The sequence below is a fragment of the Mesorhizobium quangtriensis genome, assembly GCF_040081925.1.
Lineage (GTDB): Bacteria > Pseudomonadota > Alphaproteobacteria > Rhizobiales > Rhizobiaceae > Mesorhizobium_K > Mesorhizobium_K quangtriensis.
Genome location: NZ_JBEBMF010000002.1, coordinates 412798 through 429359, shown reverse-complemented (window position 1 = coordinate 429359; position 16562 = coordinate 412798). Strand labels below are relative to the sequence as shown.

At 62.7% G+C, this 16562-nt stretch carries 17 protein-coding genes; 12 read left to right on the top strand and 5 right to left on the bottom strand.

The genetic code is table 11. From position 1 onward, the window contains the following. Nucleotides 1-15 precede the first annotated feature (15 nt). Nucleotides 16-981: an adenosylcobinamide-phosphate synthase CbiB gene (gene cbiB, locus ABMA32_RS10780; protein WP_349013766.1), complete on the bottom strand. Its 966-nt coding sequence runs from the start codon at nucleotides 979-981 to the stop codon at nucleotides 16-18. On the opposite strand from cbiB, the gene cobD reads away from it, so the two are divergent. Continuing rightward, on the top strand, nucleotides 980-2041 hold the full coding sequence (cobD, locus tag ABMA32_RS10775; protein WP_349013765.1) for a threonine-phosphate decarboxylase CobD: 1062 nt from the start codon (nucleotides 980-982) through the stop codon (nucleotides 2039-2041). The genes cbiB and cobD overlap by 2 nt on opposite strands. Continuing rightward, nucleotides 2038-2547: a tyrosine phosphatase family protein gene (locus ABMA32_RS10770; protein ID WP_349013764.1), complete on the top strand. Its 510-nt coding sequence runs from the start codon at nucleotides 2038-2040 to the stop codon at nucleotides 2545-2547. The genes cobD and ABMA32_RS10770 overlap by 4 nt, the downstream gene beginning before the upstream one ends. On the opposite strand, the gene ABMA32_RS10765 is transcribed toward ABMA32_RS10770, so the two are convergent. Both ABMA32_RS10765 and ABMA32_RS10760 read right to left on the bottom strand, forming a co-directional pair. Continuing rightward, nucleotides 2548-3345: a creatininase family protein gene (locus ABMA32_RS10765; RefSeq protein WP_349013763.1), complete on the bottom strand. Its 798-nt coding sequence runs from the start codon at nucleotides 3343-3345 to the stop codon at nucleotides 2548-2550. Between the two features lie 63 nt (nucleotides 3346-3408). Further along, entirely contained in the window at nucleotides 3409-3792 is a 384-nt protein-coding gene (locus tag ABMA32_RS10760) for a RidA family protein (RefSeq protein WP_349013762.1), read from the bottom strand. Between the two features lie 229 nt (nucleotides 3793-4021). Here ABMA32_RS10760 and ABMA32_RS10755 point away from each other — a divergent pair, with 229 nt between their 5' ends. From ABMA32_RS10755 to ABMA32_RS10710, 10 genes are all read left to right on the top strand, one after another. After that, a complete protein-coding gene (locus tag ABMA32_RS10755; RefSeq protein ID WP_349013761.1) occupies nucleotides 4022-5023 on the top strand; it encodes an ABC transporter substrate-binding protein in 1002 nt (333 codons plus the stop codon). Between the two features lie 20 nt (nucleotides 5024-5043). Continuing rightward, the gene (locus ABMA32_RS10750; protein ID WP_349013760.1) at nucleotides 5044-5868 is read left to right on the top strand and encodes an ABC transporter ATP-binding protein; all 825 of its coding nucleotides are present in this window, start codon (nucleotides 5044-5046) and stop codon (nucleotides 5866-5868) included. Continuing rightward, nucleotides 5855-6706, top strand: coding sequence for an ABC transporter permease (locus ABMA32_RS10745; protein ID WP_349013759.1), 852 nt, complete (start codon nucleotides 5855-5857; stop codon nucleotides 6704-6706). The genes ABMA32_RS10750 and ABMA32_RS10745 overlap by 14 nt, the downstream gene beginning before the upstream one ends. Continuing rightward, nucleotides 6703-8007: a cytosine deaminase gene (locus ABMA32_RS10740; protein ID WP_349013758.1), complete on the top strand. Its 1305-nt coding sequence runs from the start codon at nucleotides 6703-6705 to the stop codon at nucleotides 8005-8007. Before ABMA32_RS10745 ends, ABMA32_RS10740 begins: the two co-directional genes overlap by 4 nt. After that, nucleotides 8007-9410: an FAD-binding oxidoreductase gene (locus ABMA32_RS10735; protein WP_349014715.1), complete on the top strand. Its 1404-nt coding sequence runs from the start codon at nucleotides 8007-8009 to the stop codon at nucleotides 9408-9410. Before ABMA32_RS10740 ends, ABMA32_RS10735 begins: the two co-directional genes overlap by 1 nt. Nucleotides 9411-9416: 6 nt before the next feature. Continuing rightward, the gene (locus ABMA32_RS10730; protein WP_349013757.1) at nucleotides 9417-9998 is read left to right on the top strand and encodes an NAD(P)H-dependent oxidoreductase; all 582 of its coding nucleotides are present in this window, start codon (nucleotides 9417-9419) and stop codon (nucleotides 9996-9998) included. Continuing rightward, nucleotides 9998-10582 carry an NAD(P)H-dependent oxidoreductase gene (locus ABMA32_RS10725; RefSeq protein ID WP_349013756.1) on the top strand — a complete coding sequence of 195 codons (585 nt, stop codon included), beginning with the start codon at nucleotides 9998-10000 and terminating at the stop codon, nucleotides 10580-10582. The genes ABMA32_RS10730 and ABMA32_RS10725 overlap by 1 nt, the downstream gene beginning before the upstream one ends. Nucleotides 10583-10667: 85 nt before the next feature. Further along, nucleotides 10668-10988 (top strand): hypothetical protein, encoded by a 321-nt coding sequence (locus ABMA32_RS10720; RefSeq protein ID WP_349013755.1) that lies wholly within the window; start codon nucleotides 10668-10670, stop codon nucleotides 10986-10988. 24 nt (nucleotides 10989-11012) lie between these two features. Beyond that, nucleotides 11013-12446: a metal-dependent hydrolase family protein gene (locus ABMA32_RS10715; protein WP_349013754.1), complete on the top strand. Its 1434-nt coding sequence runs from the start codon at nucleotides 11013-11015 to the stop codon at nucleotides 12444-12446. A 119-nt stretch (nucleotides 12447-12565) separates the two neighbouring features. Further along, nucleotides 12566-13603 carry an AI-2E family transporter gene (locus ABMA32_RS10710; protein ID WP_349013753.1) on the top strand — a complete coding sequence of 346 codons (1038 nt, stop codon included), beginning with the start codon at nucleotides 12566-12568 and terminating at the stop codon, nucleotides 13601-13603. An 86-nt stretch (nucleotides 13604-13689) separates the two neighbouring features. On the opposite strand, the gene ABMA32_RS10705 is transcribed toward ABMA32_RS10710, so the two are convergent. Together ABMA32_RS10705 and ABMA32_RS10700 are read right to left on the bottom strand one after the other, a co-directional pair. Then, nucleotides 13690-14019, bottom strand: a complete 330-nt coding sequence (locus ABMA32_RS10705) for a YgiW/YdeI family stress tolerance OB fold protein (protein ID WP_349013752.1) — start codon at nucleotides 14017-14019, stop codon at nucleotides 13690-13692. Between the two features lie 98 nt (nucleotides 14020-14117). Further along, entirely contained in the window at nucleotides 14118-16562 is a 2445-nt protein-coding gene (locus tag ABMA32_RS10700) for a GcvT family protein (protein WP_349013751.1), read from the bottom strand.

Sequence of the window (16562 nt, the reverse complement as noted above, 5' to 3'; positions counted from 1 at the left end):
TTTTAGTTTTACCGATCATAGCACCACTACTGCTCCCACGAGACCAAGGGTCGAAATCAATAACGTATCGGCCACCCAGAACAGCCGCAGCGCCCGCCTGATATCGGCTGCGGTCACGGCTCGCCGCCCGCCTTCGCCCATATAAGCGAAGTCGCCCATGACGCCGCCATAACTTCTCGGTCCTGCCAGCGCGATGCCGAGCGCGCCGGCCATCGCCGCTTCCGGCCAACCGGCATTGGGCGAACGGTGTTTTTTGGCGTCGCGCCAAACTGCACGCCAAGCGGTTTTCGCATCCATGCGGGGGAGGAGTGCCGCCGCGATGACGATCAGCAAGGCTGTCAGCCGCGAGGCCGGCAGGTTGATCAGGTCGTCGAAGCGCGCGGCCGCCCAGCCGAACGCCTCATGCCTCGGCGTCCGGTGGCCTATCATGGAATCGGCCGTGTTCGCAGCCTTGTAAGCAGAGCCAGCCGCCAGCCCGCCAATCGCCATCCAGAAGGCGGGAGCGACCACGCCATCCGAGAAATTTTCGGCCAGGCTTTCGATCGCGGCCCGCCCGACCGCTGCCCGGTCCAGCGTTTCGGGGTCGCGTCCGACGATCTTCGAAACCGCCTCGCGACCGGCCGCCAGTCCACCCGCGTCGAGCGCCTTGGCCACCGCCTCGACATGCTTCGACAGGCTCTTTTGCGCCAGCAGCGTCGTGCCGAGCGCAATCGCCACGAAGAATCCTAGCGGATGAAGCAGCAGGAAGGTTTGCACCGCATAGGCGATCGCAGCAGGCACGCCGACGATGACAGCCAGAGCCGCCACGCCGCAAAGGCGACGCGTCCGGTCGCTGTCTGTCGCGCGGTTGAGCGTGCTGTCGAGACAGGATATCAGGCGGCCGATCCAGGTGACCGGATGGCCGATTGCCCGGAACAGCCGGTCCGGATAGCCGAGCCGGGTTTCGAGAGCGAGTGACAAGAAGGCGATCAGGACGGACATGAACATTCCGGCGAAGGCGATAGAAGCGGTAGCCGATCACGGCGGCAGCCTCGGCCGCGCGCGGTCGCTGTTTCCGCATGCGCCGGAGCCTTGGGTCGACCTCTCCACCGGGATCAATCCGCACTCCTACCCGCTTTTCGACCTGCCCGCCACCGCGCTGACGCGCCTACCCGAGCCGGCGCAGGCGCGCGACCTCGCTGCTGTCGCGGCGAATGCCTATGGCGCGCCGTCGCCACGTCACGTCGCGCTCGCTCCGGGTACGCAGATCCTGCTGCCGCAGGTTTTCTCGCTGGTCAAACCCGGTCGCGCGGTTGTCCTTGGCCCGACCTATGCGGAGCATGTCCGCGTCGCGTCGCTTGCCGGTCATTCCGCAGTCGAAGTCCCCGATTTCGCGATGCTCGCCGACGCCGATCTCGCCGTCGTCGTCAATCCCAACAACCCGGACGGACGTATTGTCCCGCGCAGCGACCTTCTCGCGCTTGCCGAAACGTTGCGCCGACGCGGCGGATTGCTGATCGTAGATGAAGCCTTCATGGATGTCGGCCCGCGTCGGGAATCGCTTTGTGGCGACGCGGAGCAGTGCGGCATCGTCGTCCTGCGCTCGTTCGGCAAATTCTTCGGCCTGGCGGGCGTTCGCCTTGGCTTCGCAATCGCTTCACCTGACATCGTGGAGCGGCTGGATGCGGGGTTCGGGCCGTGGTCGGTTTCCGGTCCAGCGCTGGAATACGGTATCCGGGCATTGGTCGACACAGGCTGGCAGGAATCCATGCGCGACCGCCTTGCAGCGGAGGCCGCGCGGCTCGATGCAATGCTTGCCGGGCATGGCGTCGTCGCGGATGGCGGCACGAGCCTCTTTCGTCATCTGACATCGTCCGACGCGCCGGACTTGTTCGATACGCTCGGCAATGCCGGCATTCTCGTGCGCAACTTCGCCGACCGCCCGCACCAGCTTCGTTTCGGACTTCCCCTCACCGAAAGCGAATGGAGCCGGCTGCAAACGGCGCTTGCCGTGTGGAGCGCTAACAGGGGAGGCAGCATGCGCGCTGCTGCATCGCGATGATCTGGGTCTGCCCCCTCTCGAAGGTCGACGCCACCGTCGCATCGACCAAAGCCGAGCGCCTGCTTTCGCTGCTCGCGCCCGGCACGGCGATGACACGGCCGTCCACGATCGCCGAGGCGAACCATCTCTATCTTTCGCTGCACGACATCGCGGAAGCGCAGGAGGGGATGACGCTGCCAGGCGAGGCGCATATGCGGACGCTGCTCGACTTCGCCGAAGCCTGGAACCGGTCGAAGCCGCTGGTCATCAATTGCTATGCCGGCATCAGCCGCTCGACTGCTTCGGCCTATATCATCGCAGCCGCATTGGAGCCGTCTCGCGACGAAGGGGAACTCGCCTGGGATCTCAGGCTGGCCTCACCGAGCGCCACACCGAACCCGCGCCTGATTGCGCTGGCCGACGACATGCTGGGCAGGCAAGGCCGCATGGTATCCGCAATCCAGTCGATCGGTCGTGGCGCCGACGCCTTCGAGGGCGTGCCTTTCGCGCTGGAACTCGGCCGATAGCTACTTCACCCAGTCGGAAAGCCTGGCCGTCCGCACATCCCTGAGCAGCTTGATGAACCCGTCGGCCTGATGCCCGGCTGTCAGCCGGCCCTTTTCGGCCGTGGCCTTGGCCGCCTCGCCGACCACGCCATGCGGATTGAGGTCGGAGGCCGTCCAGGCGAAAGCGTGGGTGCCGGTCGGCTTCAGCAGGTCGAACTCCTGTTCGGCCCGCTGTACGCTGGAGACAAAGTTCTCGGCTTTCGTCATGTCCACAAGGTCGGGGCGGAAATGCAGCATGACCGACGTCTCGAAGTCGCCGCCATGGATGCCATAACGATCCTCGATATCGCTGTAGAGACCTTCAGGCCGGCCGAAGCGCGACCAGCTCGACTTCACCGCCAGCATGCCGAACTGGACGCGCAACTCGCGCGCCACGATTCCCATGATTTCCTCGTTGCCGCCATGGGAATTGATGAAGACGAATTTCTTCACGCCGGCCCGCGCGACCGAGGCTCCAAGCTCCGTCCATGCCTTGATGAGCGTCGTGGCCGGGATGGTCAGGGTGCCCGGCGCATGCAGATGTTCGTTCGACTTGCCGACCGACTGGACCGGCAGGATGCGGATGTCGAGATCATCAGGCAGCCGCTCGATCAGCGTGTGCAGCATGCCGTGCATGATGGTCGTGTCGGTTGATACGGGCAGATGAGGGCCATGCTGCTCGATGGCCGCCACCGGCAACACGGCGATGGTTTTTTCCGGGTCGATCGCCGCGTAGGCGGTCGTCGGAAAATCTCCCCACCAGACTTTTCTCGGAGCCACGGGAACCTCGTCCTTTGATTGCCGGGGTTGTAGTTCGGGGGACGGCTGACCGCAACTGGCGGTTCAACCCGCCGCGATGACCTCGATCTCGACCTTAAATTCCGGGCGGGTGAACCCGGAGACGATCATCAGAGTCGAGGCAGGCGGCGGGTCGGCGACAAGCCGGTCGCGCACCTCCATGTAGGGTTTCATGTAAGCGCGATCGGTGACGTAGGCGTTGATCCGCACGACGTCCTTAAGCGCCATGCCTGCCTCCGAGAGGATCGCGGCAATGTTGGCGAAGCACAGTTCGGCCTGAGCGCCGACTTCCTCCGGAATCGTGTCATCCGGCCCGATGCCCAACTGCCCGGAGCACAGGACAAGCCTTTTGCCGGCGGGCACTTCCACGCCGTGGCTGTATTTGGCGAATGGCGGCCTTATCGATTTTGGCGTCAGAGCCTTTGACATTCGTTATCTCCGTTTCGCTGACAGTAGGGCTTCCGAAGGCACTGCATCAACAGTCAGTATCTAATGCCATCCACATGGACTTGAGCCTGAAAAATGGGCACGATGCTTCCCGGACTTGCCAAGGGTCGCCCCTGCCGCACGACAGGAAAGGGAACGACTGCTGGCACGCCTCTTGCTTGGAATATCAAAGTGCCGCGCCGTCGCGCGATGACAACTGAGGGTGACGTTCATGAACAGGCTTCTCACGATCTCCACGGCTGCGTTTGCCTTTGCCGCAACCAGCGCCACCGGCGCTTTCGCGGTTCCGGTGACCTTTGGCACCAACTGGTTGGCGCAGGCCGAGCACGGCGGTTATTATCAGGCCGTAGTCGACGGCACCTATGCCGCCTGCGGCCTCGAAGTGACGATCCAGCAGGGTGGTCCGCAGGTCGCCGGGCGCCCACTGCTTCTCGCGGGCAAGATCGATTTCTACATGGGCGGCAACATGCAGCAGGCATTTGACGCCGTCGCCCAGAACATTCCCTTGCGCGTCGTCGCCGCCTCCTTCCAGAAGGAGCCGCAGGTGGTCATGTCGCATCCCGGCGAGGGGCTGGACACGTGGGAAGAGTTGCCCAAGGCAGACCAGTACATCATCGGTGACGAGGGCGCGCAGAGCTTCCTGCTGTGGATGGCAGAAGAGTATGGCTTCGACCTGTCGAAGCGCGTGCCCTACACCTTCAATCCCGCGCCCTTCATCGCCAACAAGAAGTCCATCCAGCAGGGCTACGTGACCTCCGAGCCGTTCGCCATCGAGAAGGAAGGCGGCTTCGTTCCGAACCAGTTCCTGCTCGCCGACTATGGTTACGACACCTATTCGACCACGATCGAAGCCATGCAGGATACGATCGACAAGCGTCCGGAGGTCGTGCAGTGCTTCGTCGATGGCTCGGCCAGGGGCTGGTACAACTACCTCTACGGCGACAACAAGGCTGCCAACGAGGCGATCAAGAAGGACAATCCTGATATCACGGACGATCAGATCGCCTTCTCCATCGCGCAAATGAAGAAGTTCGGCATCGTCGATTCCGGTGATGCCGAAAAGCTGGGCATCGGCGCGATGACCGACGAGCGTATCCAGAGCTTCTACGACAAGATGGTCAAGGCTAAGGTGATGCCGGCAGACATCGACATCAAGAAGTCCTACACGCTCGACTTCGTGAACAAGGGCGTCGGCCTCGACCTGAAGCCGTAACGGCTTCGACCTTAGACAGCATGTTGCAGGAAGGGCCTGCCACAGCCGGCGAGGCAAAGGGCAGGGGCGGTGCGCCCCTCCTTATGCTGCGTGATGTCGGAAAGAGTTTTTCCAACGGCGTCGTGGCGTTGCGGAACGTCGACCTCGCCATTCGCGAGGGTGACTTCCTCAGCCTCCTCGGACCCTCCGGTTGTGGCAAGTCCACGGCCTTGCGCATCATCGCCGGCCTTTCGACGCCCACGACCGGCCTGCTGGACTGGCGCGGCGACGCGCGGGGGCGCTCGGACATCGGCTTTGTTTTCCAGGAGCCGACCTTGCTGCCGTGGGCATCCGTCTTCGACAATGTCTGGCTGCCGCTAAGGCTGCGCGGCGTTTCACGCGAAAAGGCCGCGCCCGTAATCAGTGAGATGATCGAGCGCGTGCATCTGACCGGCTTCGAGAAGGCCATGCCGCGCGAACTTTCCGGCGGCATGAAGATGCGCGTGTCGATCGCTCGTGGCCTCGTCACCAAACCCCGGCTTCTGCTGATGGACGAGCCATTTGCCGCGCTGGACGAGATCACCCGCTTCCGGCTCAACAACGACCTGCTCGAACTCTGGCAGGAGCAGAAGTTCACTGTCGTTTTCGTGACGCACAGCGTATTCGAGAGCGTTTTTCTGTCCAACCGCATTGTCGTCATGGCTGCGCGCCCCGGTCGCGTCTTTCGCGAGATCGCTGTCGATGCACCTCATCCGCGCGATGAGGCGTTCCGCACCTCGACCGGCTACGCCGCGCTCTGCCGCCAGGCTTCCGGCGTCCTCGGTGAAGCCATTATCCTTGGCGGAGGCGTCCATGACGATCACTGATCCGCAGGCTTTGCCGCTCGATCCGGAAGAGGCGCGGCGGGTCCGCTCGGCGAAACTGGAGCGCATCGGCCGGTGGGTGCTACCGCTCGCCATCATGCTGCTCGCGATCTGGCTGTGGGATCGCATCTGCGTCTGGAACGAGATCCCACGCTATATTCTGCCTCGTCCCGGCGAGGTGCTGGCGACGCTCTATACCGACGCCGGGCTGCTGTTCGGCTCGCTCCTGACCACGTTGCGGATCACGTTTCTCGGCCTGTTGCTAGCCGTTGTCGGCGGCGTCGGGCTTGCCGTGCTGTTCGCCCAGTCGAAATGGGTGGAGATGTCGTTCTTTCCCTTCGCGGTCATCCTGCAGGTGACGCCGATCGTAGCGATCTTTCCGCTGATCAATATCTATGTCGACAACCAGACCGCCAAGCTGTTGCTGTGCGCCTGGATCGTCGCCTTTTTCCCGATCCTGTCCAACACGACGCTCGGGCTGAACTCCGTCGATCGCAACCTGCTGGACCTGTTCAAGCTGAACGGCGCGACGCGCTGGCAGGAGCTTTGGCACCTGCGTCTCCCAGCCGCGATGCCATATTTTCTAGGCGGCCTGAAGATTGCCGGAGGGCTGGCGCTCATCGGTGCGGTCGTTGCCGAATTCGTCGCCGGCTCGACCGGCCAGTCGTCGGGCTTGGCATCCCGCATCATCGAGGCCGGATACCGGCTCAACGCGCCGCGCCTGTTTGCCGCGCTGATCCTGATCTCCTTCACCGGTATCGTGATCTTTCTCGTGATGTCGCTGATCTCACATCTCGTCCTGCGCAACTGGCACGAGAGCGCCCTGAAGCAGGATCGATGATGGCTGCATTCGACGTGTCGGGTTCGTACACGCTTACCCGCGTCCGCCTTCATGTCTCGCTGACGCCCGGGTTTTCCGCGCCGGTCGACGCGGACGGCTTTATGCTCGCCGACCTTTCGGTCGCCGATGGCCGGATAACGTCCATCGTTGCCCGCGACCCGTCTTCGCAAGCTTCAAACGGTCTCGCTGGCCGTATCGTCCTGCCCTGTTTCGTCGATTGCCACACCCATATCGACAAGGGGCATATCTGGCAGCGCAGCCCCAATCCGGACGGCTCGTTTATGGGAGCGCTGGCCGCAGCCGAGGCTGATCGCGTCGGGCGCTGGACCGCTGCCGATCTCGAACGCCGCATGGATTTCTCGCTCCGGTCCGCCTACGCGCACGGCACCAAGGCGTTGCGTACGCACCTCGACAGCATTCCTCCGCAGGATGCCATTTCGTGGCCGGTCTTCGAGGTGATGCGCGAACGCTGGCGCGGCAGGATCGAGTTGCAGGCGGTCAGCCTGATCGGGCTCGAATCCGCGCGCGACCGGCAAGGCTTCTCAAAACTCGCCAGACGGGTCGCGCGTTCTGGTGGCGTGCTCGGCGCTTTCCTCTATCCGATGCCCGATATCGAGGAACTGCTGGACTTCGTCTTTTCGCAGGCGATCGAGCATGGCCTCGACCTCGACTTTCATGCCGACGAAACGCTGGACCCCTCCGCGACCGGCCTGTGCAAGATCGCCGAAGCCGCGCTCTGGAACAATTTCGGGGGCAGGGTGCTCGTCGGCCATTGCTGTTCGCTGGCCCGCCAGCCGGAGCAGGACGTCCTTTTGACGCTCGACAAGGTCGCAAAGGCCGGCCTCTCGGTCGTCTCCCTGCCGCTCTGCAATCTCTATCTGCAGGATCGTCGCAGCGATGGCACAACGCCGCGCTGGCGCGGCGTTACCCTGTTGCACGAGATGAAGGCGCGCGGCATTCCCGTCGCCGTCGCGTCGGACAACACGCGCGACCCGTTCTACGCCTATGGCGACCTCGACATGCTGGAAGTCTATCGCGCCGCGACGCGCATCCTGCATCTCGACCATCCCGTTGCCGACTGGTCTATGGCCGCTACCACAACCCCGGCCGACATCATGCGGCTGGAGGGGACAGGGGTTCTCGCGGCGGGTGGCCCCGCCGACTTCATCATCTTCCGGGGACGAAGCTGGACGGAATTGCTTTCCCGACCGGAATCGGATCGCATCGTGGTGCGCAACGGTCGTGAGATCGAACGCAGCTTGCCTGACTATTCCGAACTCGACGACCTGATGGGTGCGTGATGGACATAACCGCGCTGAAAGCAGAGCTCGAAGGGCTGAAGATCGAGGACAATCCCAAGATCGTCCAGCAGAAGAGCCGCGATTTCTACTGGTATAGCCCGCTCCTGAAGCGCCAACTCGATCATGTCACGGCCGATCTCGTCGTCTCGCCGCGAACGGAGGGTGAGGTGATCAGGGTTCTCGCCGCTTGCCACAAGCATGGCGTACCGGTCACGCCGCGCGGCACCGGGACGGGCAACTACGGCCAGGCCATGCCCCTTTCCGGCGGCGTCGTGCTCAGCCTCGCAGAGATGAACGCGGTGACGTCGATAGCACCCGGCCGAGTCGTTGCCCATCCGGGTGCCGTCATCGCCGACATCGACCGCGCGACCCGCGCGCATTCCGGGCAGGAACTGCGACTGCACCCTTCGACCTACGCCACAGCGTCCATCGGCGGGTTCATTGCCGGCGGTTCGGGCGGCGTCGGCTCGATCAATTTTGGTGGCTTGCGCGATTTCGGCAATGTGCTGCGGCTGCGCGTCGTCACCATGGAAGCCGAGCCGCGCATCCTCGACCTGACCGGCGAGGACATCCATAAGGTCACCCATGCCTACGGTACCAACGGCATCATCACCGAGGTTGAGATGCCGCTGACTGCATCCTACGACTGGGTCGACGTCATCGTCGGTTTCGACAGCTTCATGGGCGCGGCGCGTTACGGAAACGCGCTTGCCTGCCAGGACGGCATCCTGACGAAGCTGGTCACGCCGATCGCGGCGCCGGTTCCGCAGCTTTATTTCAAGCGTCACCAAAAGTTCTTCCGCGACGGGCAGAGCATCTGCCTTGCCATGGTCGCGCCGCACTCGCTCGACGCCTTCCTTGCCTTCACGCGCCGCGCTGGCGGCGATGTCGTGTACGACGCGGCAACTGCTTCCGATGAAGAGAAGAAGGGCCTGCCGCCGGCCTATGAGCTTGCGTGGAATCACACCACGCTGCGCGCGCTCCGCATCGATCCGGCGATCACCTATCTCCAGTCGCTTTATCCTTTCCCAAGCCATCTCGACCTGATTGAGAAGATCGACGGGCTGTTTCCGGGCGAGGTGCTCTCGCATCTCGAATTCGTCCGCTTCGACGGCAACATCACCTGCTTCGGCCTGAACCTCGTCCGTTTCACCACCGAGGAGCGACTGGACGAGATCATCCGCGCCTTCGAGGACAATGGCTGCCCGATCTTCAACCCGCACCGCTACACGCTGGAGGAGGGCGGTATGAAGCAGACCGACGAGGTTCAATTGGCCTTCAAGCGCGAGGCCGATCCGCAGGGGCTGCTAAACCCCGGAAAGATGATTGCCTGGGAACACCCCAACTACGATTACCGTTCCGGCAAGACCTTTTTGTTCAAGGGACTTGAGCGCACGTCCTGATCACACATGAAAATCCTCGTCCTCCACGCCCATCCGGTCGAGACCAGCTTCAATGCCGCGCTGCACCGGACCATCGTCGAGCGGCTGACCGCCGCGGGGCATCAGGTCGATGACTGCGACCTCTACGCCGAGGACTTCGACCCGAGGCTGACACGCGCCGAGCGTCTCGCCTATCACGACCCGCGAAGCGCAAATGATCCCGCCGATCCCTATGTCCAACGCCTGCTCGCGGCTGAGGCGCTGGTGCTCTGTTTTCCGGTCTGGAACTATGGCTACCCCGCCATCCTGAAAGGGTTTTTCGATCGCGTGTTTCTGCCCGGTGTCTCGTTCACCATGGTCGACGGGCGGGCGACGCCCAGCCTGCATACCATCGCCAAGGCAGCGGTTGTCACCAGCTATGGCGGCTCCAGGCTGCGGGCGCTCCTGATGGGCGATCCGCCGCGCAAGCTCGCAATGCGGCTGCTCCGCTCGACCATCAGGCCCTTTGCGCCTGTCTCCTATCTCGCGCATTATTCCATGAATCATTCCACGCCCGAAAGCCGCGAGCGCTTCATGAACAAGGTTGCCGCCAAGATGGACGCTTTCTGATGCGCTGCCTTGTGGTCTTCTGCCACCCGGTGCCGGAGAGTTTCGGGGCCGCCGTTCGCGACACGGCGGTCGCCGCTCTTGCCGCGCGCGGCTGGGAGGTCCGTCTGGTCGATCTCTATGGCGAGGGTTTCGATCCGGTGCTGGGCGCCGAAGAGCGCCGCAACATGGATCGCGCGCCTGATGATCCGGCCCTGGCGCCTCATATCGCGAACGTCAGATGGGCGCAGGCGGTTCTCTTTGTTTACCCGACCTGGTGGTACGGGTTGCCCGCTATGCTGAAGGGCTGGCTCGACCGCGTCTGGGCGACCGACGTTGCCTTCAAGCTGCCGCCCGATGGCGGCCGCATCGTTTCGCTGGTGTCGCACATCCGCAAGATTGGCGTGATAACGACCTGCGGCGCGTCGCCGTGGATTTCCTTCCTGATGGGCCAGCCCGGCCGCAAGACCATCCTGCGCGGCATGCGGGCGCTCTGTGCGCCGACGGCGCGGACGCTCTATGTGGCGCACTACAACATGGACAATTCCACGCCGCAAAGCCGCGCAGCATTTCTCAGTAAAGTGAAAAGCAAGCTCGCGAAATTCTAGCTCGCGCTGATCAGGTTTATGGGGACAGGGCCCGGCCAAATCGAATAGTGTGTCGGTCTCGATGTCCGATCATAGGCGCGCTCGAATGTTCGCTTCAGGCTTTTGGATTCTGATCGTCATAGAAGCGGTGACCGGCGCCTTGTCGGGCGTATTGCTCGGAAACCTGGTGCCGCCGCTGAGCCTTGGCCGATTGAAAGACGCGGCATTCGGCGCAATTGGCGGCATTGGCTTGACTTGGCTGGGCGCTCAGACCCCAGGTGTTGAGTCGTTTGTGGAGGATACGGCCTCGGACGGCTCGTACATCATTTCCCCGGAACTGCTGGTCGGGGTTGGCGTTGCGGGACTGCTCGGCGGGGCACTCTTGGTCACAATCATCGGGCTGTTTCGAAATCGCTTCGGAACTTGAGTCTCTGCCCGCAAGGAGGAAACCATGATCAAGTTGGGCGGAAGGTATCAGCACCTTGTCCACGGCGCCGGTTGTGGCTGCGTCAGTCCCGAGCTTCAGGCGGCCTCCCGCCGGCTCGATGCGTTTTCCAGACGCGAATTTCTCGCTGGATTGGGTGCGGCGGCCATTTCCGGGATGGTATCCGGGCCGGCGTTCGCCCAAACCCCTCCGTCCAAAACGCTGCTCCGGCAGGTCCGGCTCTTTGACGGCAAGTCGGATGCGCTTCAGAGCGTCCAGATTCTGATCGAGGACAACCGTATCGCCTCTATCGATACGGCCAACAACGCTCCGCCTGCCGATGCGACGGTCATCGATTGCGGTGACCGAGTCCTGATGCCAGGCCTCATCGACGCACACTGGCATGCGATCTTCGCTGCAGTGCCGATGCAGGTTCTCATGACGGTCGATCCAGGCATGATCTTCACCATGTCGACCGCCGAAGCCGAGCGCACGCTGCTGCGAGGCTTCACGACTATCCGCGATCTGGGAGGACCGGCCTTTTCGTTCAAGCAGGCCATCGATGGCGGCATCATCCCTGGTCCTCGCATTTTCCCATCGGGCGCGATGATCACGACCTCCGGCGGACATGGCGACCTTCGCATGCCGTTCGAGATACCGCGCGACGGCGATCTGCTGAGCCTCAGTGAAAAGTTCGGCGGAGCGTCGATCGTCGACGATCTCGGCGGTTTGAAAAGGCGCGTGCGCGAGCAACTCCTGCTGGGAGCTTCGCAGGTCAAGCTTGTGGCCGGGGGCGGCGTCTCTTCACCGCGCAGCCCGCTGGACATGATGACATTCAGCGAGGACGAATTGCGCGAGGCGGTGGCGGTTGCACGCGACTGGAATACATATGTCACCGTGCATGCCACATCGGACGCGGCAGTTCGCCGCTCGGTCGCCGCCGGCGTGCCCTGCATCGAGCATGGGCACCTAATGACAGAAGACACGGCCAAGCTCGTCGCCGACAACGGCATTTGGCTGAGCACTCAGCCGTTCCTGACAATTGCGGACGCCGCTTCCCAGACAGGCCCCGGTGTTGAACGGGCAGAAGAAATTTTCGGCTACACGCCGGGAATGTACGGGTTCATCAAGAAGTACGGGATCAAGGTCGCGTGGGGCTCTGACCTGCTGTTCTCGGCTGAGCTGGCGCCGCGCCAGAACGTCATGCTGACCCATCTCGCCAACTGGTATTCGAATGCCGAGGTCCTGCGCGCAGCGACATCGGTCAATGCCGACCTGCTTGCGCTTTCCAACCTGCGGAACCCCTATGAGGGCAAGCTGGGTGTGATCGAGCACGGGGCTTTCGCCGATCTCCTTGTCGTCAACGGCAATCCGCTCGACGATATCCGGCTGATTGAGAATCCCGAGCAAAACCTTTCTGTCATTATGAAGGACGGCAAGGTTTACAAGAATACGCTGTAGCCAATACTAGGAGGCAGGGTCGGTTGCGGTGGGGCGCTTTCGTGAATTGCGCTCCCAAGCCCTCGCTTCGGTCGAGGCGACCAGTGTCGACAAATTTCGCCATTGAGGGATAGCGAAACATGCAGGACGTAAGCTCCAGGACCACCAGCGTAACCCAGGTCCTGATCGCGACCTTGCTGATCGTTGCCACGCTCGCCGTGGCCGATGGCATCTTTGCTCCGATCGCCTTCGCGCTTTTCATCCTGGCGCTGGTGTGGCCGGTTCAGGTTCGCCTCCAGAAATCTCTTCCGCGCATCGTCGCGTTGCTGATCACCTTCCTGGTGGTTGCCGCGGTGGTGCTGGCCCTTGCCCTGCTTACGGCCTGGTCCTTCAGCCAGGTTGCCCGATGGCTGGTCGCGGACGCCTCGCGCCTCACACAGGCCTATGAATCCCTCAGGCTCTGGCTGGAGGAGCGCGGGATCGTCCTTGCCGTTCTCTGGTCCGACAATTTCGGCATGTCGTGGATATTGCGCGTCACGCAGACGCTTGGTGGTCGGCTCAACAGCACTTTCAGCTTCTGGCTGGTCGCGCTTGTCTACGTGCTGCTTGGTCTTCTTGAGGTGGAGGATTTCGCCAAGCGGCTAAAGTCTCTCCGCAATGCCGCCATCGGTAATATGTTTCTTCAGGGATCCAGGCTGACGGCTGCGAAAATCCGTAGATACATGGTGATCAGGACGGCGATGAGCGTCATCACCGGCCTTCTGGTCTGGGCGTTCGCAAAGCTCGTCGGCCTCCCTCTGGCTGAACAATGGGGCTTTATCGCCTTCGCGCTGAACTACATTCCGTTTATCGGGCCGCTTGTCGCAACACTGCTGCCGACGCTTCTTGCGCTCGCGCAGTTCGACACATGGGGAGGCGTGATTGCGCTCTTTGTCGGACTGAACCTCATCCAGTCCATCGTCGGCAGCTATGTGGAGCCGCGCGTCGCCGGCAGCGCGCTGTCCATGTCGCCGGTTCTGGTGCTCTTCTCTGTCTTCCTGTGGGGCTATCTCTGGGGCATATTCGGCGCGTTCATCGGCGTGCCGATCTCGATCGCCGTCCTGACCTTCTGCAGCCAGCACCCTTCCAGCAAGTGGGTTTCCGACCTCTTCGGACTGCAGGCGCCCGAAAAGGCGTAAACGCTGCGTTCTCAGCTGTTGCAGACAGGCAGCGCACTAGGCGGACCGGGCTGGCTGTTTCGCCGAGCCCGGGGCCGTTGGATCGATCAGTTCACGATCTGGAAGTAGTACGTATCGATAAATCGGCCGCGAACGTCGGACTGTACCCTGCCGCGCAGCTTCAGTTCGGTCTTGGTCGTTACTTCCCGGCCGCGCCAGAATTCCTTTTCGATCCGAACCCGGATTTCTCCGGTTTTATCGCGAAACAGGTATTGCGCCCTGCCGACTTCCTTCTTGATGGAGCCTGTCAGCTCTACCCTGTCGCCGACGCGTGCGGAGCGGGCGTCCTGCACGGTCGTTACGCTGGCTCCGCCCGATCCCGCGAACTGGGCCTGAGCGGCGCCGGCCGAGAAGGCGCTTAGAAAAGCAACGGCCAATGAAATTCTTCCGATACCCGCCAACGTCACGATATGCTCCACCTGTACGAAGATTGCCGGATATAGATTGCAAATAATCCGAAACGTCAATCTTCAGGTTACATGCGCACGCGCTCTGATTTCGGGTCGTACATCGGCTTCAGGCTTGCTTCCGCCGCGAAGCGTTCGCCGGCAATCTCGATCTCATAGGAAGACGCCAGCATATCGGCCTCGATCTGGCCTTCCGAGGGCACATAGCCCATGCCGATGGCTCCGCCGAGGAAGTGGCCGTAGTTGCCTGACGTCACCGTGCCGACAATCTTGCCGTCGCGCACCAGCGCTTCGTTGTGGAAGAGCAGGGGCTCGGTATCCTTCAGGCGGAACTGCACCATGCGGCGTGACAGCCCGGCCTCGCGCTTCTTCAGCACCGCGTCCCGGCCGACGAAATCGCCCTTGCCGGTCTTCACCGCGAAACCGAGGCCGGCCTCCAGCACATGATCTTCGTCGGTAATGTCATGGCCGAAATGGCGGAACGCCTTTTCAATGCGGCAGGAATCCAGCGTATGCAGCCCGCAGAGTTTCAGGTCGACATCCGTGCCGGCCTCTTCGATCGCCTCGAAGACATGTGCCGTCTGGTCGGTCGGCACGTAAACCTCCCAGCCGAGTTCGCCGACATAGGTCACGCGGTGCGCGCGGGCCTGCCCCATGCCGATCTCGATGTCCTGAAATGTTCCGAACGGATTGTTTTCGTTCGAGAAATCGTTCGGGCTCACCTTTTGAATCAGGTCGCGTGATTTAGGCCCCATCAGGCAGAGCACGCTTTCCGATGCGGTCACGTCTGTGATGACGGCGAACTCGTCGGCGAGATGCTTCTTGAGCCATGCGAGGTCGCGTTGCAGCGTCGCGCCGGGCACCACGAGGAAGAACACGGCTTCTGACAGCCTCGTGATCGTCAGGTCGCTCTCGATGCCGCCGCGTGGGTTCAGCATCTGCGTGTAGACGATGCGTCCATCAGGCACGTCGAGATCGTTGGCGCAGAGCTTCTGGAGGAAAGCCAGCGCATCGCGGCCCTCGACCCTGATCTTGCCGAAGGAAGTCATGTCGAATAGTCCGACGCCGTTCCTGACCGCCAGATGCTCGTCGCGCTGGTTGTCGAACCAGTTCTGCCGCCACCACGAATATTTGTATTCACGCTCCTGATCCGGACGGGCGAACCAGTTTGCGCGCTCCCATCCGGCTACCTCGCCGAACACCGCGCCACGTGCCTTCAGGTGTTCATGCAGCGGCGAACGCCTGATGCCGCGCGCGCTGGCCATCTGCCGGTAGGGGAAATGGTCGGCATAGAGAAGGCCGAGCGTCTCGGTCACGCGCGCCTTGAGGTAGCTGCGGTTCTTCTGGAAGGGCTGGGTCCGACGGATATCGACTTCCCAGAGATCGAACGGCGCTTCACCGTCATTGATCCATTGCGCCAGCGCCATTCCGGCTCCGCCGGATGACACGATGCCGATGGAATTGTATCCGGCCGCGACCCAGTAGCCGGAGAGTTCCGGAGCTTCGCCGAGATAGTAGCGGTCGTCGGGGGTGAAGCTTTCGGGACCGTTGAAGAAGGTGTGGATGCCCGCCGTCTCCAGCATCGGCATCCGGTTGACGCCCATTTCGAGGATCGGTGCGAAATGGTCCATGTCCTCCGGCAACTGGTCGAAGCAGAAGTCTTCGCGGATGCCGTCCATGCCCCAAGGCTTCGCCACCGGCTCGAAGGCGCCGAGCATCATCTTGCCAGCGTCTTCCTTGTAGTAGGCGCATTCGTCGGGCACGCGCAGCACCGGCAGCCGCGACAGGCCCGCGATCGGCTCGGTGATCAGGTAGAAGTGCTCGCATGCGTGCAGCGGGATGTTGACCCCTGACATCGCCCCCAAATCGCGAGCCCACATGCCCGCGCAGTTGATCACGATGTCCGCCTCGATCGTGCCCTGTTCGTCGCCTTGTGCCCACGAGACGCCAGTCACGCGTCCGTCCTGCTTGTGGACGGCAGTCACCTTCACGCCCTCGACGATCTTGGCGCCGCGCTGCCGCGCGCCTTTGGCGAGCGCCATGGCGATGTTGGCCGGGTCGCATTGGCCGTCGAGCGGCAGGTGCACCGCGCCTACAACACCGTCAATGTTGAGGTGCGGGTACATTTGCTTGACTTCGGTGGGCGAGATTTCGCGCACGTCGACGTCGAACGCGCGCGCCACCGTCGCCTGCCGGTAGATTTCGTGCTTGCGTTCCTCCGAGAGGGCCACCGTGATCGAGCCGACCTGCCGCATGCCGGTCGCGACGCCGGTTTCCTCTTCCAGCTTCACGTAGAGGTCGGCGGAATATTTCGCCAGCCGCGTCATGTTCTGCGAGCCACGCAACTGGCCGATCAGCCCGGCCGCGTGCCATGTCGTACCTGAAGTCAGTTGCTTGCGCTCCAGCAGGACCACATCGGTCCAGCCGAGCTTGGCGAGATGATAGGCGACCGAGCAGCCGGAAACGCCGCCGCCGATGATGACGGCGCGCGCCTTGGAGGGAATAGGGGCCAT

Excerpts from the sequence above, each read along its gene's own strand:
- cobD (WP_349013765.1), top strand. The coding sequence starts at position 980 with ATGAACATTCCGGCGAAGGCGATAGAAGCGGTAGCCGATCACGGCGGC.
- cbiB (WP_349013766.1), bottom strand. The coding sequence starts at position 981 with ATGTCCGTCCTGATCGCCTTCTTGTCACTCGCTCTCGAAACCCGGCTC.
- ABMA32_RS10770 (WP_349013764.1), top strand. The coding sequence starts at position 2,038 with ATGATCTGGGTCTGCCCCCTCTCGAAGGTCGACGCCACCGTCGCATCG.
- ABMA32_RS10760 (WP_349013762.1), bottom strand. The coding sequence starts at position 3,792 with ATGTCAAAGGCTCTGACGCCAAAATCGATAAGGCCGCCATTCGCCAAA.
- ABMA32_RS10755 (WP_349013761.1), top strand. The coding sequence starts at position 4,022 with ATGAACAGGCTTCTCACGATCTCCACGGCTGCGTTTGCCTTTGCCGCA.
- ABMA32_RS10750 (WP_349013760.1), top strand. The coding sequence starts at position 5,044 with ATGTTGCAGGAAGGGCCTGCCACAGCCGGCGAGGCAAAGGGCAGGGGC.
- ABMA32_RS10745 (WP_349013759.1), top strand. The coding sequence starts at position 5,855 with ATGACGATCACTGATCCGCAGGCTTTGCCGCTCGATCCGGAAGAGGCG.
- ABMA32_RS10740 (WP_349013758.1), top strand. The coding sequence starts at position 6,703 with ATGATGGCTGCATTCGACGTGTCGGGTTCGTACACGCTTACCCGCGTC.
- ABMA32_RS10735 (WP_349014715.1), top strand. The coding sequence starts at position 8,007 with ATGGACATAACCGCGCTGAAAGCAGAGCTCGAAGGGCTGAAGATCGAG.
- ABMA32_RS10730 (WP_349013757.1), top strand. The coding sequence starts at position 9,417 with ATGAAAATCCTCGTCCTCCACGCCCATCCGGTCGAGACCAGCTTCAAT.
- ABMA32_RS10725 (WP_349013756.1), top strand. The coding sequence starts at position 9,998 with ATGCGCTGCCTTGTGGTCTTCTGCCACCCGGTGCCGGAGAGTTTCGGG.
- ABMA32_RS10720 (WP_349013755.1), top strand. The coding sequence starts at position 10,668 with ATGTTCGCTTCAGGCTTTTGGATTCTGATCGTCATAGAAGCGGTGACC.
- ABMA32_RS10715 (WP_349013754.1), top strand. The coding sequence starts at position 11,013 with ATGATCAAGTTGGGCGGAAGGTATCAGCACCTTGTCCACGGCGCCGGT.
- ABMA32_RS10710 (WP_349013753.1), top strand. The coding sequence starts at position 12,566 with ATGCAGGACGTAAGCTCCAGGACCACCAGCGTAACCCAGGTCCTGATC.
- ABMA32_RS10700 (WP_349013751.1), bottom strand. The coding sequence starts at position 16,562 with ATGGCCCCTATTCCCTCCAAGGCGCGCGCCGTCATCATCGGCGGCGGC.